Genomic DNA, 15,454 nt, shown 5'->3' on the forward strand with positions numbered 1-15,454 from the left:
GACCGGACCAGCGAGGCGAGTCGACCGCTGCGGGCACCTTCATCCCGTCCGACCTGCTTGTGGACTCGGTTGCGACAGGCTGCTCAGGAACAACAGTAGAACACCACCGACGATGGCGATATCCGCTAGGTTGAACGCCGGCCAACTCCATGTCTGGTAGTAGAAGTCCAAGTAGTCGACAACATAGCCGCGGAACGACCGATCGATGAGGTTACCGATAGCGCCGCCCAAGATCAGGCTATAACCCAAGGATTCGCTCGGGGGGTGCGCACGACGAAGCAACAGGGCAAGCACCACGGACACGACCAAAGCGATGGCGATGAAAAAATAACGCTGCCAACCGCCCGCTTCAGCCAGGAAGCTGAAGGCTGCCCCGGTATTCCGGGCATGCACAATATTGAAAAATGAACTCAAGGGAAGCGTTGAACCCAACGCGAATAGACGTTCAACGATGGATTTGAACCCTTGATCGAGGGTGGCAACTGCAGTCGCCAGCCCCCACCAAAACCAAGGTGTGACGTAGTGCGTTGCTTCCTGATGTGCCTTCACTGGTGCTTACCTTGCAGTAGTCGTTGAAGATCCTTTGGAACTGGCATCGACCGGAATGCACTGATCCTGGCCCGTCTGGTGTTGCCGATTGGTACCCAGATTTGCTGAACAGCAAGGCGGCCATTATCCGTGTGGTTTGGCCAAACATTTCCCGGTAGTCTCGCTGTTGCCAGCCAGCCCGGAGCATCAACCGATGGCTGCATACGTGCAGCACTGCAGGCGCTGACTGAGAATGTGGGCGCGCTCCAACCAGGGATAGGCGCGCCAAGGCTCCTTGGCCGCAAGTGCCTGCTCGGCTTGCTGGAAGGCCATCTCGATGGCAGCACGTAGTTCACTGTTCATCTCGCCCTCACTTGCGCAGCAGGCGCAATCCATTCAGGACTACCAACAGACTTACCCCCATGTCGGCGAATACCGCCATCCACATCGTGGCGTGACCGGCCAGGGTGACTACCAGAAAGATCGCCTTGATCCCCAGAGCCAGTCCGATGTTTTGCATAAGCACCGCAGCGGTTTGCCGGGATAGACGGATGAAGGCCGGGATCTTGCGCAGGTCATCGTCCATGATCGCCACATCTGCAGTCTCGATCGCGGTATCGGTACCCGCTGCGCCCATGGCAAAACCGACATCGGCACGAGCTAGTGCGGGGGCATCGTTGATGCCATCCCCGACCATGCCCACGGTAGCTCCGTTGTTGATCAGGGCTTCAATGGCGCTGAGCTTGTCGGTCGGTAACAGGTTACCTTTGGCTTCGTCGATGCCCACCTGCGCAGCGATCGCTTCGGCGGTGTAGGGGTTGTCGCCCGTCAGCATCAGTGTTTTCACGCCCAGTGCGTGGAGTTCGCCAATGGCAGCTTGGCTGCTGTCCTTCACCGTATCGGCCACGGCGAACAGGGCCAACACCTGAGTTTTGTTGGAGAGGATGACAACCGTTTTGCCCTGACGCTCGAATCGTTCGAGTAACGCTTCGAATTCAGTCGAACAGAGACCGAGCTCCTCAAGCAATCGGTGGTTGCCCAGCTGGTAAAGATGACCGTCAATAACACCTCGAACGCCGCGCCCAACGATAGCTTCAAAGCTCTCTACGGCCAGCAACGGTATTGAGCGCTCAGCAGCCTGGTTGGCAATGGCTTGCGACACTGGGTGGTCAGAGCGACTGGCCAGACTCGCCGCCGCCGAGAGGTATTCCGATGGCAGGTCTGTGCCAATGGGTAGGAAGTCGGTCTGAACCGGCTTGCCATGGGTGAGGGTGCCGGTTTTGTCCAAAGCCAGGTGCGTGATCTTGCGGCCGCTTTCCAGGTACACCCCGCCCTTGATCAGAATGCCTTTGCGAGCGGCGGCCGCCAGGCCGCTGACGATGGTAACAGGGGTGGAAATCACCAGGGCGCAGGGGCACGCCACCACCAACAATACCAGGGCACGATAGATCCAGTCGAACCACATCCCGTTCATCAGCATGGGCGGTACGACAGCCACAGCCAGCGAGAACAGGAACACCGCCGGCGTGTAAATCCGCGCGAACTGATCAACGAAGCGCTGGGTTGGCGCACGGGCACCCTGAGCCTCTTCGACCGCGTGGATGATCCGAGCCAGGGTGGTATGGCTGGCTTCCGCCGTGACGCGATACTCCAATTCGCCAGCTTGGTTAATGGTGCCGGCGAACACCGTATCGCCTGGCCCCTTTTCCACAGGCAGGCTCTCGCCGGTGATGGGTGCCTGGTTGATCGTCGAATTACCTTTGACCACCTCCCCATCCAGGCCGATACGCTCACCGGGGCGAGCCCGAACCAAACTTCCGACGGCGACCGTGGCCACCTCCAGCTCGATCCAACGGCCATCGGGTTGCTGCACCGTCGCCTTGTCCGGAGCCAGGTCCATCAGGCCGCGGATAGCATTCCGAGCGCGATCGAGGGATTTGGCCTCGATCAACTCCGCGACCGCAAACAGGAACATCACCATGGCAGCTTCGGGCCATTGCCCAATTAGAATAGCGCCCGTAACGGCAATACTCATCAGCGCATTGATGTTGAGGTTACGGTTCTTGAGGGCGATCCAGCCTTTCTTGTAGATGGCCAACCCGCACAGCAACACGGACGCCAGAGAAATGGCCGCAACGCCCCATTCGGGCACCAACTGGGTGAAGTGCAAGATCTCCGCAGATGCGGCGGCGGCCCCGGACAGCCCTAGCCGCCACCAGTAAGCATTGGTCGGTGGATGCGGTTTGGTCGAGGATTTGGTTTCGGCCGCAAGCTGGGGAGTGAAGCCGAGCGCGCGGATCGCGTCCAACGCGGGCGCCAGTGCCTCCGGCTCATGGCTGATGGTGAGTGTTCGTTGCAGCAGATTGAACCGCAGTGCCGAGATGCCCGGCATACCGGACAGTTTGTCGGTGATCAGTCGCTCCTCGGTGGGACAGTCCATTTGCGCAATTACCACACGAGTGCCCTGCGCGGCGGTCAATGGCTCAGCCTTCATCCCCAATGAAGCAATGGCCTCCACAAGTACCTGCGGGGACAGCGGCTCGTGACGGACGTCGAGGGTCCGGTTTAGCAGATTGAACTGCAGCGCCTGCACTTCGGGCAGCTTCTCCAGTTTGCCGCGGATCAGCGCTTCTTCAGTAGGACAATCCATTTGTTCAATGCGAAAGCTGCTCAGTTCGCCTACCGGTTCTGCCGGTGCCGCGCAAGCCGTTGCACTGCAGCTTGTCTCCGCAGGGTTGCCGCATAAGCTTTTTTTCGGGGTGTCATCGCAACAATTAGCCATTAAGGCGTCTCCTCTGTTGTTGCGCAGTGAACACCCTATAGTCGCTATATGGTCAAGAACTAAATTTTTGAGCAAAAACGAAGGGGCGCGTGCATCAGGAGTGTGTTGAACCGCCCTCCACCAAGCCCGAAAGTATTCCGCAGTCCAAGCTTTGTCGTTCGTTATCGCAGCAGCGGCGCAATCTCACCAATTGCTCTTCCAGAACTTGCAAGGACGTGATTTGGGTTCTGACCTGAGCAATATGACTATCAAGCAGCGCATTCACCGCCGCGCAAGGTTGCTGCGGCTGTGCTTGAAAGCTCTGCAAAACAGCGATTTCCTCCAACGACATACCGAACGACCGGCAGCGACGGATGAACAGGAGTCTCTCCACATGTTCCGCTTCATAGGCGCGGTAGCCATTGGCCTGACGATTTGGCAGTGGAAGCAGACGTTCGCGCTCATAGAAACGAATGGTCTGAATATCCGCTCCTGTCAGCTGTGCTAGTTGACCGATGCGCATCAATGGCTCCTCGATAAAAATCCAGTATATCTACGCTTGACCCTATACCTACTATATAGTTTTCAATAACCAGAGTGGAAACCAATAGGAAAAGTGGATCATGAGCGCCTGTGATAAATCCTGTGGTTGTGGCCCCGCGGAAACAACCACCGAAGCGGCATCCACGTCGTCGAATGATGGAACATGGGTTAGCAGTTTTTTGGTGCCAAAAATGGATTGTCCATCAGAAGAACGGATGATTCGGCTCGCATTAAATGACTTGCCTGAGCTCCATTCATTGTCCTTTGATTTGGCGAGCAGGCAGGTACGCGCTTTCCATTACGGGCCCGTTGATCTGATCACTACAAAGCTGGAGTCACTTGGCCTGGGCGCAACGTTACTGGGGACTGAACCGGCCAGTCAGGAAGCAGCCTCGGCCAATAGTGCCACCGAAGAGCTGACTACTGCCAAGGAGGCAAGCACGCTCAAAATCCTACTCGGTATCAATGCCGCGATGTTTGCCATCGAGATGGGCGCAGGGTTGATCGCCCAGTCGGCTGGCCTAGTGGCCGACTCACTGGACATGTTTGCTGATGCTGCCGTGTATGGCTTGGCTCTTTACGCAGTCGGCCGGAGTGCACGGCTGCAGGTGCGCGCTGCGCACCTGGCAGGTTTCTTTCAGATCGTGTTGGCCCTGGGTGTACTCGTTGAAGTGGCGAGACGCTTTCTCTACGGCAGCGAACCTGAGTCGATGTTGATGATGGGGATTGGCGCAGTCGCACTGGTTGCCAACGTCAGTTGTCTCTTGATGATCTATGGTCATCGCGAAGGCGGTGCACACATGAAAGCAAGCTGGATTTTTTCAGCCAACGACGTGCTCGCGAATCTTGGCGTTATCGTTGCCGGCGTGCTGGTCGCGTGGACAGGTTCTGCCTATCCAGATTTGGTGATTGGTACCGTTGTGGGCCTCATTGTCTTGAATGGGGCACGCCGAATCCTGGCCTTGAAAGCGTGATCAAGGGGGCATTTGCTGGCTGCTGCTTCACGCCGTTCCCCAACCAGAGACTCGTAACTTATGACTGATGATTACACGGTTGAGATAGAGCAGCTAATGGCGGGTTTAAACCGCAATATTGCCGAAGGGCATGCCGTCCAGAGTCGAGATGCTGCTTATGCTGCCTACCTAAAGTTGATGGCACTGCGCGAGCAGTCGGGCATCAGCGCTGAGGCAGAGAGACTTCTGGAGCAGAACTGTCAGAAGGCCTGGTTGCTCTATGAGGCCTTCCACCTGGAGGTGCAGCATGAGTTGGAATGGGCGAACAGCCGCAGCTACGAGGATGTTTAGGGCTCGTCATTGACGGAGCAGCAGACAACCTAAGCCCCCTACAGCACAAGAAACAACTCTCTCAACCCATAAAAGAGGTTTCCCTTATGCAGTATCGAACGACAAGATGGTTGATTGCGATGACTATTGCTTTGGCGATGACGCCCGGATTTGCCGAGACGAAGTCACCGCCCAAGGTATTTGGGTGGGTGGAGGAAGGGCAGATTCAACCAGAAAACATCTCGGTGAAAATCAAGCTCGATACCGGAGCTTTGACCTCGTCCATGGATGCGAAGGATTTGGAACGGTTTGAAAAGGACAACCAGAGGTGGGTCCGCTTTAACGTGGAAGTCAAAGACAGCATGACTGGCAAGATGACCAATTCATCCTTTGAGCGCAAAGTCGTCCGCAACGTAAAAGTGCGTGGCGCCGGCGGCGCGGAGCAGCGTCCGGTTGTGATGATGAAAATATGCATCGGATCTCGTATGTACGATGAGGAGTTCTCGCTGAAGGATCGGGGCAAGATGAATTATCCCGTGCTGATTGGGCGCAGTACCTTAGCGCGTATTGGAGCGGTTGATGCCTCGCGGACCTTCACCGTGGAGCCGAAATGCGACACCCCATGAATGTTACCGTCCTCAATCGCTGACTGGTTGCCTCAAGTAACGTCAGTCGATCTGATTGAGAAGACGATGCCACCGTGACAACGCCACTTTTTCAACAATATCGGCGAGAAGCAGTCATTCTCACCCGTAGCCGAAGTGCTGATTGTTGTGAAGGTAGGTGGTAAAAACCGGCACGACAATACGTGCCGGCTACTGAAACATCACTTTTTGATGGAGACAATCGTTGCTTTTCCACCCTCTAGTCGAAAAGAAAACGATACACGGTCTCCAACCGACAGCCCTGCCAACTGATCCTCGGCCACGGAAAAGGCCATGGTCATCGGCGGCCATTGCACCGCTGGAACGGCGCCGTGAGCTAGGGTCACCGTATGTTTTGCGGGATCGATAGCCTTGATCGTGCCCTCGGCGCTGGCGACAGGCGTTTGCTTCGATTCCTGCTTCGATTCCTGCTTCATTTCCATGCCTTCCATATCGTCCATTTTCATGCCTGGCATGTCCTCTGCCAGGGCAGAAAAAGACAGCGTAACTACGATGCTAGCAGCTGCAATCAGGGTCAGTTTCATACGACTTTTCCTTGAGGGGGATTGGGTTAAACTTGGAGTTGACGGCGACGCATCAGGCGATACGCTGCCGGAATGACAAACAGGGAAAGCAAGGGTGCCGTGACCATACCGCCAACCATGGGCGCGGCGATGCGGCTCATCACTTCGCTGCCGGTGCCGCTGCCCAACAGGATGGGTAACAGACCGGCAATGATCACGGCCACGGTCATGGCCTTGGGGCGAACGCGCTGCACAGCGCCTTCACGAATCGCCGCCACCAGCCCACGCTCAGTGCTGTCGCCGAGGTCTTCACGCTCGGCCCAGGCGTTTTTCAGGTAGAGCAACATAATCACGCCGAACTCGGCAGAAACCCCGGCCAAGGCGATAAAACCGACCCCGGTGGCGACTGACAGGTTGAAGCCCAGCAGATAGAGGAACCATGCCCCGCCAGTCAGTGCGAACGGCAGAGTGGCCATGATCAGCAAGGCCTCGTCGAATCGGGCAAAAGTCAGGTAGAGCAACACGAAGATGATCAGCAGCGTGGCAGGCACCACCAGTTTGAGACGTGCGTTGGCCCTTTCGAGAAACTCGAACTGTCCGGAGTAACTGAGGCTCATGCCTGGCTGCAACTTGACCTGCTCACTGACGACCCGGCGCAGATCGGCAACCACCGAGGCAATATCCCGACCACGCACATCGATGTACACCCAGCCTGAAGGTCGTGCGTTCTCGCTCTTGAGCATCGGTGGGCCGTCGCTGACCTTGACCTTCGCCACCGTGCCAAGGGTGATCTGGCTCCCCAGCGGGGTATAGATCGGCAATTGCTCCAGGGCGCCGAGCGAGTCGCGCCACTCCCGTGGGTAACGTACGTTGATCGGGAAACGTGCGAGACCTTCAATGGTCTCGCCGACGTTTTCACCACCGATGGCACCTGCCACGATGGACTGCACATCGGCGATATTCAGCCCGTAACGAGCAGCGGCCTTGCGGTCGATATCCACGTCAATGTAGCGCCCACCGGTCAGTCGCTCGGCCAGAGCCGAGCTGACACCGGGCACGCCCTTGGCCACTCGCTCGACTGCCTGAGTCGCGGCATCGATCTCCGTCAGGTTGCTGCCGGCAACTTTCACTCCAATTGGGCTCTTTATACCTGTCGCCAGCATGTCGATTCGGTTTCGTATTGGCGGTATCCAGATATTGGTTAGTCCAGGGACTCGTACCACACGATCCAGTTCTTCCACCAATTTTTCCTGGGTCATGCCTTGGCGCCATTGCTCGTGCGGTTTGAATTGAATGGTGGTTTCGAACATCTCCAGCGGTGCCGGATCGGTAGCGGTTTCGGCACGGCCTGCTTTACCAAAGACGTGTTCCACCTCTGGAACGGTCTTGATCAGGCGGTCGGTCTGTTGCAGCAATTGCACCGCTTTCTGCGCCGACAATCCCGGCAGAGCAGAAGGCATATAGAGCAGGTCGCCCTCATCCAACGGCGGAAGAAATTCTCCACCCAAGCGCGACATTGGCCATAGCGCACTGACGAAAACCAATAGCGCCACCAGCAGCGTGATCTTTGGTCGACGCAAGACTGCGTCCAGGGCTGGCTGATAGATCCGAATCAACCACCGGTTCAACGGGTTCTGTTGCTCACTGGGGATTCGTCCTCGAATCCAGTAGCCCATCAGCACTGGCACCAAGGTCACTGACAATCCCGCCGCTGCGGCCATGGCGTAGGTCTTGGTGAAAGCCAGTGGGCCGAACAAACGCCCTTCCTGTGCTTCCAGGGTAAATACCGGGATGAACGACAGGGTGATGATCAACAAACAGAAGAACAATGCAGGGCCTACCTCCGCTGCCGCTTCAGTCATTACGTGCCAATGATGCTCACCCTTCAGTTCCTCCCCAGGATTGGCCACGTGCCAGGCCTCAACCTTCTTGTGGGCGTTCTCAATCATCACCACGGCGGCATCGACCATCGCGCCGATGGCGATGGCAATCCCGCCCAAAGACATGATATTGGCGTTGATGCCTTGGTAACGCATGACGATGAAGGCAATCAACACACCAACCGGCAGGGAGATGATCGCCACCAGCGACGAGCGTAAGTGCCAGAGGAAGATCCCACAAACCAACGCGACAACGATGAACTCTTCGATAAGCTTGTGGCTGAGATTTTCCACAGCGCGGTCGATCAGCTTGCTTCGGTCGTAGGTGGTGACGATTTCAACCCCAGCCGGCAAACTGCTTTTCAGCTCGTCGAGTTTGCTCTTGACCGCAGCAATGGTCTCGCGAGCATTCTTGCCGCTGCGCAAAATAACCACGCCGCCGACAGTCTCCCCCTCACCGTCGAGTTCGGTGATGCCACGCCGCATTTCCGGCCCCAGTTGGATCGTGGCGACATCACCAAGAGTCACCGGCACACCGTTCGAGCCCAGCTTCAGCGGGATCGCCCGAAAGTCATTGAGCGTCTTCAGGTAGCCGGAAGCCCGCACAATGAACTCGGTCTCCGCCATCTCCAGCACTGCACCACCCGTTTCCTGATTGGCCTTGCCGATAGCGTCGGTCACCTCAGTCTGGGTGATACCAAGGCTGGCCAGTTTGAGCGGATCAAGCTGCACCTGGTATTGCTTGACCATGCCTCCCACCGTAGCGACTTCTGCAACGTTGGGCAGAGTCTTGAGTTCGAACTTGAGGAACCAGTCCTGAAGTGCTCGAAGCTGGGCTAAATCGTGACCGCCACTGCGATCCACCAGTGCGTACTGATAGATCCAACCCACCCCTGTCGCATCCGGCCCCAACGCCGGTTTGGCGCTGGCCGGCAACCGGCTTTGTATTTGGCTCAGGTATTCCAACACCCGCGAGCGGGCCCAGTACAAGTCAGTGCCGTCTTCGAACAGCACGTAAACGAAGCTATCCCCAAAAAAGGAATAACCACGCACGGTCTTGGCCCCTGGTACTGAGAGCATGGTGGTGGCCAACGGATAGGTCACCTGATTCTCGACAATCTGCGGCGCTTGTCCTGGATAAGGAGTGCGGATGATCACCTGAACATCGGAGAGATCCGGCAACGCATCGATGGGCGTGCTCTGCACCGACCAAATACCCCAAGCCGTGACGAACAGTGTCGCCAGTAGCACCAGGAATCGGTTGGCCACCGACCAACGAATGAGAGCTGCAATCATGGCTGGCTCCCCGATTTACTCAGGCGCTGGACACGCAAGCCATCATCGGTCTGGCTCACCGCGACCCGAACCTTGTCACCAGCCTTGAGGCCCTGCATCAGCGCCGGACTGGCGAGAGGGAACGTCATCGTCATGCCAGGCATGCCCAGCGTCTTGAAGGGGCCATGGGCGAGCGTGACTTCTTTGTCGTTGATCTCAACGATCTGCCCATCCGCCTCATGAAAACTGGAGGCTGCTTCACTGGGCGGAGACTCTTTCTCCGAGCTTGCAACAATGCCCTTGAGACTGGCCTCCGAGTCGAGCAGGAACTGGCCAGAGGTCACCACCTTCTGGCCTTCTTCCAGACCTTTCACTATCGCCGTCTTGCCATCGCTTTCCTGGCCGAGTTGCACTTCAACCGGACGGTAGCGGCCAGCGTCTTCGGCGAGCATCACCAGAGCACGTCGGCCAGTGCGAATGACCGCCTCGCTCGGCACCCACAAGACACTTTGCCCGGTTGAGCTGTTTAGGCGTACGTGCGCCGTCAAACCCGGTCTGAGGCGCCCGTCCGAATTGGGTAGTTCCACCCGCACGCGAAGCGTGCGACTGTCCGGATTGGTCTCGGGCAAAATCGCGCTGACCTTGCCATTGAGCATTGTCCCAGGGAAAGCTGGCAGACGCGTTTCGACTGGCTGTCCCACGGTGATAGCTGCGGAGTCCGATTCTGGAACAGCCACGGCTAGCCAGACACTGCTCAAGCCATTGACGCGCGCCAGAGTGTCGCCAGTCGCCACGGTCATCCCCGTACGAACATTCAATTCTTGCAGCACACCACCGATGGGGCTGGTGAGCGTCAGGTAAGGTTGAACCTTACCGCCACGCTCTACCTGGGTAATCAGTGTTGCCGGCATCCCAGTGAGCCGCAGTCGCTGGCGGGCCGCAGCCAACAGGTCGGCATCACCGTTGCGCTTGAGTGCAAGGAACTCTGTCTGGGCGGCGGCCCACTCTGGCACCAGAATATCCGCCAACGGCGCATTGGCTTTGAGCACATCGCCTGGAGCATGGGCATAGACCCGTTCTACAAAGCCTGCGGTGCGTGCCTGAATCACGGCGACATCCCGTTCGTTGAACGCCAAGACACCTGTCACGTCGAGGCTGGACTCAAAGTTTCCACGCGTGACAGTCGCAATACGCAGACCGAGATTTTGGGTCAGACTCGGATCGATACTGACGGTCGCACGATCCCCGACGACGTCGGCGTACTGGGGGATCAGTTGCATGTCCATGAAGGGGGACTTACCCGGTTTATCGAACTTTTGCTGCGGGTACATGGGGTCGTACCAATACAGGGCCTTGCGTTCATCCGGTGAATTGAGGCTCTGCTCCGGGGCGGTATTGGGTGCCTCATTCATGCGTTGGTGAGCAAACCAGTAACCACCGACAGCACCCAATGCCAGCGTGATGCTTACCAGCAATGCCCCGTTCCATTTTTTAAGGATCATTGGCTGGACTCCCCATAAGCAAAATACAGACGCGCACTGGTCAGTGCTCGCTGCTCTTCCACATCGACCTGTTTGAGGCGGACTTCAATGAGTTCACGTCGGGCGGCAACAACGGCGTTTAAATCGCCTTTACCAGCGCGATAACTGGCCATGCTGAGTTCGACCTTTTCCCTGGCCAGCGGCAACAGGCTTTGCTGGTTCCGGCTTACCGCACGATTAAGGCGCTCATAATCAGCCAGTTCGTTTTCCAGTTGCTGGGTGTGCTCGCGAGACAGAGCTTCGCGCTCGGCCTCAAGCTGGCTGAGTTCAGCCTGTCTGGCTGCGATTTTGGGGTTTTGGCGCGAGTCAGGAAACAGCGGCAGGTCCCAGGAAAATTGCACGCTGACCATATCGCCAAACTCACCGCCACGGCGCTGGTAATCCAGTTCCCAGCTCCAGTCCGACTGCTTCTCCGACACGGCTTCACGAACCTTGGCTTGCGCTTCGCGGGTCATCGGCGCAAACGCTGCCAACTCGGGATGGTGTTGCAGTTTATGGGCGTAGCTTGATGGATCGACGGGCCATTCAGGCAAGCTACCCACAGGCTTGTCGTTGGCGGCGGAGCCTATCCAGCGTTTGAGGGCCGCTCGGGCCTGCATGCGCTGGCGAACCAGATCGTCCTGTTGCTCCGCCAGTTGAGCCGCTTCTTGCTTGGGCGTCACTGCATCGGCGGGTTGAGCGCGGCCACCGGCAATCTGGGCCCGGACGGTATCGCTCAGCAGGCGGTTTTCTTTGTAGAAGTCCTGGAACAGCGCATCTTTGCGCTCAACCGAGTAGCTGCTGATCCAGGCCAACGCCGTGGACTGGCGTACCTTTAGGCGCTCGACTCCACGCTCTGCCGCAGCTCGATCAATGGCCGCATCGGCGACCTCAATGCGTGCTTTGCGCTTGTCGCTGTTGGGCATCTCTTGTCTGACCCCGACCATTTGCATGGTCATGAAGTCCTGGTCGATGCTCCAGCGATCTGGGCCGCCGATGGGGTAGTTCTGCACACCTGCCAGCAACTTGGGATCGGGTAATTCACCCGCTGGAATAGCCGCACTGCTGGCAGCCTGAATTTTGGCGTCTTGTGCGATCAGCGACGGTGCATTGTTTTCAGCCAGCCGCAACGCTTCATCGAGTGTCAATGCGGCAGCGAAGCTCGGCAATGCCAGTACGCTTGCCGCCAGACCGGCCATCAGGGGCCAACCTGTGCAATAGCACTTGGAGTTCATGTTTACGATTCCTGTGATCATCCACTGCACGCGTCAAAAAAAACATGCGCGCAGCCAGTCCATCCCGCAAATGCGGAATGAGGCTCAATGTTGGACAGGAGTTAAACGCGAGGCGGTCGCCATACCCCGGACGGGTTTTGTACGGGCAGGGAGTCGCTGAAGAAAGAAGTCACTACGGGGCTGAACACGGTTACAGGAGGCTTGAGGATCGAGACTTGCAGCATGCCGCCCGTCTTGCATTCCTTGCCCGGCTTGCAGGGTTTGCCATGTTCCGCCGGGCTTTTCATGTCGTTGCAGCAGTCCATTCCCATGTCTTCCATCATCGCCATGCCCATCATCTTCATTGGGCAAGGTTCTGTCGGCGCCTGAACACCCGCCATCCCGCTAAGGGGAAGCGCCAAGCTAATAACGAAAATGAGGCAAAACCGCAGGTAGCGTTTCATGGGCTGGAGTGTAGTGGCTGAAATGGGCTCTTACAATTGGATGAAGTTCTCACAGCCTGCCGAAGGCTCTGATTCAGGCGATATCACCGTATCTGAATTAAGCCAGCATTATCGTTAACATAGAGACCAACACCGATGATCAACACGCTCGACAGGTAAGGCGCTCGACGAGCAACGGTGCCCAGCCATGGCCAGCGGTGGACGCTTGTTTAGCGCCAATAGCCGCAGCAGCACCTGCAGCCACCAAAATAATCGCCAAGGTGTGTTGGCCGGACGCATATAAGGCGCCCTCCTATCTGTAACAATTCTCCCTTACGGCAGGTGATGTTTCCCGTCGTGCTTGCTCAACCGTTTCAAGATAGTCATCTGGATATGCGATCAGGGCGGTTCTCAAACAGATCAGCGTTCTGGAAGCGTTAAATCAGACCAGCAACCACTTTGGTATAACCTGACCTAGAAAAGTACGCGACCAAAACCTTAGTTTTCGACAGAATAGAGGTAGCTACATTGATCCCACTGATACAGATATCGTCTGTCTCGCTGACTGGCTGCCGCTGACCAAAGGCGTCTCCTTGCCAGAGTCGTTAAACTATTCAAAGTTTTAGCTTCACGGAAATTTCACGCCATTGCTGCTAGTCTAAATTGAATGCCTTTGCTATAGCAGGAGGACTATATGCATGGAGTAGGTGTGGGTGGTGTCATACTAGCTTTAAGCCTCTATATGATCGACGCAGTGGCTTGGATGTGCTTCTGGATTTTTTGTATCATCCATCGAAAAAACCTATTTGGTGAGATGACACGCTACAAATGGGCTTTGTTTATTGTGGTTTGCGTTGGCCTGACTGTTATAGGCATCGATCTTGCTGCGTTTGAGACATTTAAACGCAAAAACTCCGATTGGTGGCTGATTCTAATTGGAGCAGTGCTCCCGGTATTCGGAATTTTCTACATCAACTGTCGTGGCGTTAAGAGCGTAAGCGTCCGAACTACACCGCCTTGCATCTCAGACCTTAATCCCCTTTAACCGCTGATTGACGCGCTCACACTCAAAAACTGCGAAATTGCACCCCACTTGACCACCCATTTGCGTTGCAACTGACCAATCATTTGCATTCGAAGTGATCAGGACTCTCGGCTCTGTAGGGTAAGAGCGTGGCTAAAAGCAGACCGTAGGTTTGGCCAGTCAACGGGGCTCATTGAGCGCCGCTCTTTTCCTGTTCAAGCCGACAAACAGGGGGGCAATGAAACGGGAAATCGTAGGCTAAGGCGCGAAGTTTTCGTGGCTATCTATTCCATGCAGCGAATCGATCAGCGGGCAGCTAACCGTCCCGTGGCTCGCGCAACAGTCATCAACCAACTGCGCCAGGACCAACTCGATCCGCCGCAGATCCGCAAGTTTCCCCCGCACGTCTTCGAGCTTCTGCTCGGCGTGCACACGCGCATCATTGCAGTGCGTACCGTCATCGAGCCGCAACAGTCCGGCCACTTCATCGAGGCTGAAGCCCAGCCGTTGTGCGGACTTCACGAATTTCACCCGTGCAATATCCGCCTCGCCGTAGCGACGAATGCTGCCGTAGGGCTTGTCCGGTTCGGGCAACAGCCCTTTGCGTTGATAGAACCGAATGGTTTCCACGTTAACCCCGGCTGCCTTGGCAAAGACGCCAATGGTCAGGCTTTCCGCAGTGTTTTTCATACCGCTTGACTCCGTACCTGACTACGGAAATAACCTTAACCCATCGATCAAACATTCGAAAGGTTGAACCCATGTCTGAATCACAAAAGGGCCGTGGTGCACTCCTCGCTGGAGGTCTGGCGGCGATCCTTGCGTCCACCTGCTGCCTGGGCCCGCTGGTGCTAATTGCCCTGGGCTTCAGCGGCGCCTGGATCGGTAATCTCACCGTTCTGGAGCCCTACCGCCCGTTTTTCATCGGCGCGGCATTGTTGGCGCTGTTCTTCGCTTACCGGCGCATTTTCCGCCCGGCTCAAGCCTGCAAACCCGGTGAGACCTGCGCAATTCCGCAGGTACGAACCACCTACAAGTTCATTTTCTGGCTCGTGATGGCACTCGTGCTGGTCGCGCTCGGTTTCCCCTACATCCTCCCGTTGTTTTACTGATCAGGCAGGAGTCTCCCATGAAAAAGCTGTTTGCCGCTCTCGCGCTCATTGCCGTGGTTTCCCCGGTGTGGGCCGCCATCCAAACCGTCACCCTGTCGGTACCGGGCATGACCTGCGCCGCCTGTCCGATCACGGTCAAGAAAGCGCTGACCCAGGTCGAGGGCGTGACCAAGACCGAGGTGAGTTTCGAGAAACGCGAAGCCATCGTGACCTTCGACGATGCCAAGACCAACTCCGAGGCCCTGACCAAGGCGACCGAGGATGCCGGCTATCCATCTACCATCAAGCAATAGGAGGAAATACCAATGAGAAATCCTCTCAATCTGTTCACGCGGATCGGTGACAAAGCCAGTTCCGTCGGTGTGCTGGTTTCAGCCCTAGGCTGCGCCGCGTGTTTTCCTGCTCTGGCTAGCTTAGGCGCTGCAATCGGTCTGGGCTTTTTGAGCCAGTGGGAAGGCCTGTTCATCACCACGCTACTGCCCTTGTTTGCGGCCCTGGCGCTGCTCGTCAATTCCCTTGGCTGGCTCAAACATCGGCAGTGGCAGCGAACTGCACTCGGCCTGATAGGCCCTGTCCTGGTCTTGGCTGCGGTGTTTTTGATGCGGGCTTATGGCTGGCGGAGCGGTTGGCTGCTCTATATCGGTCTGGCCCTCATGCTTGGGGGCTCGATCTGGGATCTCGTGTCGCCCGCCCACCCCCGTTG

The 15,454-nt window shown here is 56.9% G+C and carries 15 protein-coding genes and 2 pseudogenes; 6 read left to right on the forward strand and 11 right to left on the reverse strand.

The genetic code is table 11. The features are described from left to right. Positions 1–39 precede the first annotated feature (39 nt). The 4 genes and pseudogenes from lspA to cadR form a co-directional block, all read right to left on the reverse strand. Positions 40–549: a signal peptidase II gene (gene lspA, locus MF6394_RS25260; protein WP_044268189.1), complete on the reverse strand. Its 510-nt coding sequence runs from the start codon at positions 547–549 to the stop codon at positions 40–42. Continuing rightward, positions 546–891 (reverse strand): annotated as a pseudogene (locus MF6394_RS25265) (DUF3703 domain-containing protein). Before MF6394_RS25265 ends, lspA begins: the two are co-directional and overlap by 4 nt. Before the next feature lie 7 nt (positions 892–898). Next, positions 899–3,310, reverse strand: a complete 2,412-nt coding sequence (locus MF6394_RS25270) for a heavy metal translocating P-type ATPase (protein ID WP_057021724.1) — start codon at positions 3,308–3,310, stop codon at positions 899–901. A gap of 94 nt (positions 3,311–3,404) precedes the next feature. After that, a complete protein-coding gene (gene cadR, locus MF6394_RS25275; protein WP_078467797.1) occupies positions 3,405–3,812 on the reverse strand; it encodes a Cd(II)/Pb(II)-responsive transcriptional regulator in 408 nt (135 codons plus the stop codon). Positions 3,813–3,912: 100 nt separating this feature from the next. On the opposite strand from cadR, the gene MF6394_RS25280 reads away from it, so the two are divergent. The 3 genes from MF6394_RS25280 to rloA3 all read left to right on the forward strand — a co-directional run bounded on the left by MF6394_RS25280 (position 3,913) and on the right by rloA3 (position 5,741). Then, a complete protein-coding gene (locus MF6394_RS25280; RefSeq protein ID WP_044268183.1) occupies positions 3,913–4,806 on the forward strand; it encodes a cation transporter in 894 nt (297 codons plus the stop codon). A 60-nt stretch (positions 4,807–4,866) separates the two neighbouring features. Further along, on the forward strand, positions 4,867–5,136 hold the full coding sequence (locus MF6394_RS25285; RefSeq protein WP_044268181.1) for a hypothetical protein: 270 nt from the start codon (positions 4,867–4,869) through the stop codon (positions 5,134–5,136). Positions 5,137–5,222: 86 nt separating this feature from the next. Continuing rightward, a complete protein-coding gene (rloA3, locus tag MF6394_RS25290; protein ID WP_102047827.1) occupies positions 5,223–5,741 on the forward strand; it encodes a retropepsin-like aspartic peptidase RloA3 in 519 nt (172 codons plus the stop codon). A 200-nt stretch (positions 5,742–5,941) separates the two neighbouring features. Here rloA3 and MF6394_RS25295 read toward each other — a convergent pair whose 3' ends face one another. The 7 genes and pseudogenes from MF6394_RS25295 to merR all read right to left on the reverse strand — a co-directional run bounded on the left by MF6394_RS25295 (position 5,942) and on the right by merR (position 14,329). Further along, on the reverse strand, positions 5,942–6,304 hold the full coding sequence (locus MF6394_RS25295; protein ID WP_044268177.1) for a copper-binding protein: 363 nt from the start codon (positions 6,302–6,304) through the stop codon (positions 5,942–5,944). A gap of 26 nt (positions 6,305–6,330) precedes the next feature. Beyond that, positions 6,331–9,459: an efflux RND transporter permease subunit gene (locus MF6394_RS25300; RefSeq protein WP_078467798.1), complete on the reverse strand. Its 3,129-nt coding sequence runs from the start codon at positions 9,457–9,459 to the stop codon at positions 6,331–6,333. Beyond that, a complete protein-coding gene (locus MF6394_RS25305; RefSeq protein ID WP_044268171.1) occupies positions 9,456–10,940 on the reverse strand; it encodes an efflux RND transporter periplasmic adaptor subunit in 1,485 nt (494 codons plus the stop codon). Before MF6394_RS25305 ends, MF6394_RS25300 begins: the two co-directional genes overlap by 4 nt. Then, positions 10,937–12,193 carry a TolC family protein gene (locus MF6394_RS25310; protein ID WP_044268168.1) on the reverse strand — a complete coding sequence of 419 codons (1,257 nt, stop codon included), beginning with the start codon at positions 12,191–12,193 and terminating at the stop codon, positions 10,937–10,939. The genes MF6394_RS25305 and MF6394_RS25310 overlap by 4 nt, the downstream gene beginning before the upstream one ends. 101 nt (positions 12,194–12,294) lie before the next feature. Then, complete coding sequence (locus tag MF6394_RS25315; protein WP_078467799.1) at positions 12,295–12,636, reverse strand: hypothetical protein; 342 nt, start codon at positions 12,634–12,636, stop codon at positions 12,295–12,297. Positions 12,637–12,949: 313 nt separating this feature from the next. Then, positions 12,950–13,124, reverse strand: a pseudogene (locus tag MF6394_RS34745) (flavodoxin); the annotation flags it as partial. 773 nt (positions 13,125–13,897) lie between these two features. Continuing rightward, positions 13,898–14,329 (reverse strand): Hg(II)-responsive transcriptional regulator, encoded by a 432-nt coding sequence (merR, locus tag MF6394_RS25325; RefSeq protein ID WP_003425050.1) that lies wholly within the window; start codon positions 14,327–14,329, stop codon positions 13,898–13,900. A gap of 71 nt (positions 14,330–14,400) precedes the next feature. On the opposite strand from merR, the gene merT reads away from it, so the two are divergent. The 3 genes from merT to merC all read left to right on the forward strand — a co-directional run. Beyond that, positions 14,401–14,751 carry a mercuric ion transporter MerT gene (gene merT / locus MF6394_RS25330; protein ID WP_003425049.1) on the forward strand — a complete coding sequence of 117 codons (351 nt, stop codon included), beginning with the start codon at positions 14,401–14,403 and terminating at the stop codon, positions 14,749–14,751. A 17-nt stretch (positions 14,752–14,768) separates the two neighbouring features. Continuing rightward, positions 14,769–15,044: a mercury resistance system periplasmic binding protein MerP gene (gene merP, locus MF6394_RS25335; RefSeq protein WP_003425048.1), complete on the forward strand. Its 276-nt coding sequence runs from the start codon at positions 14,769–14,771 to the stop codon at positions 15,042–15,044. A gap of 12 nt (positions 15,045–15,056) precedes the next feature. Further along, positions 15,057–15,454, forward strand: a 398-nt coding sequence (gene merC, locus MF6394_RS25340) for an organomercurial transporter MerC (protein WP_078467800.1), incomplete at its 3' end; no start/stop codon positions are given.

The sequence above is a fragment of the Pseudomonas sp. MF6394 genome, assembly GCF_002018845.1.
GTDB lineage: Bacteria > Pseudomonadota > Gammaproteobacteria > Pseudomonadales > Pseudomonadaceae > Aquipseudomonas > Aquipseudomonas lactis.

Excerpts from the sequence above, each read along its gene's own strand:
- MF6394_RS25270 (WP_057021724.1), bottom strand. The coding sequence starts at position 3,310 with ATGGCTAATTGTTGCGATGACACCCCGAAAAAAAGCTTATGCGGCAAC.
- rloA3 (WP_102047827.1), top strand. The coding sequence starts at position 5,223 with ATGCAGTATCGAACGACAAGATGGTTGATTGCGATGACTATTGCTTTG.
- MF6394_RS25295 (WP_044268177.1), bottom strand. The coding sequence starts at position 6,304 with ATGAAACTGACCCTGATTGCAGCTGCTAGCATCGTAGTTACGCTGTCT.
- cadR (WP_078467797.1), bottom strand. The coding sequence starts at position 3,812 with ATGCGCATCGGTCAACTAGCACAGCTGACAGGAGCGGATATTCAGACC.
- MF6394_RS25285 (WP_044268181.1), top strand. The coding sequence starts at position 4,867 with ATGACTGATGATTACACGGTTGAGATAGAGCAGCTAATGGCGGGTTTA.
- merR (WP_003425050.1), bottom strand. The coding sequence starts at position 14,329 with ATGAAAAACACTGCGGAAAGCCTGACCATTGGCGTCTTTGCCAAGGCA.
- merT (WP_003425049.1), top strand. The coding sequence starts at position 14,401 with ATGTCTGAATCACAAAAGGGCCGTGGTGCACTCCTCGCTGGAGGTCTG.
- MF6394_RS25305 (WP_044268171.1), bottom strand. The coding sequence starts at position 10,940 with ATGATCCTTAAAAAATGGAACGGGGCATTGCTGGTAAGCATCACGCTG.
- MF6394_RS25315 (WP_078467799.1), bottom strand. The coding sequence starts at position 12,636 with ATGAAACGCTACCTGCGGTTTTGCCTCATTTTCGTTATTAGCTTGGCG.
- MF6394_RS25280 (WP_044268183.1), top strand. The coding sequence starts at position 3,913 with ATGAGCGCCTGTGATAAATCCTGTGGTTGTGGCCCCGCGGAAACAACC.
- MF6394_RS25310 (WP_044268168.1), bottom strand. The coding sequence starts at position 12,193 with ATGAACTCCAAGTGCTATTGCACAGGTTGGCCCCTGATGGCCGGTCTG.
- merP (WP_003425048.1), top strand. The coding sequence starts at position 14,769 with ATGAAAAAGCTGTTTGCCGCTCTCGCGCTCATTGCCGTGGTTTCCCCG.
- MF6394_RS25300 (WP_078467798.1), bottom strand. The coding sequence starts at position 9,459 with ATGATTGCAGCTCTCATTCGTTGGTCGGTGGCCAACCGATTCCTGGTG.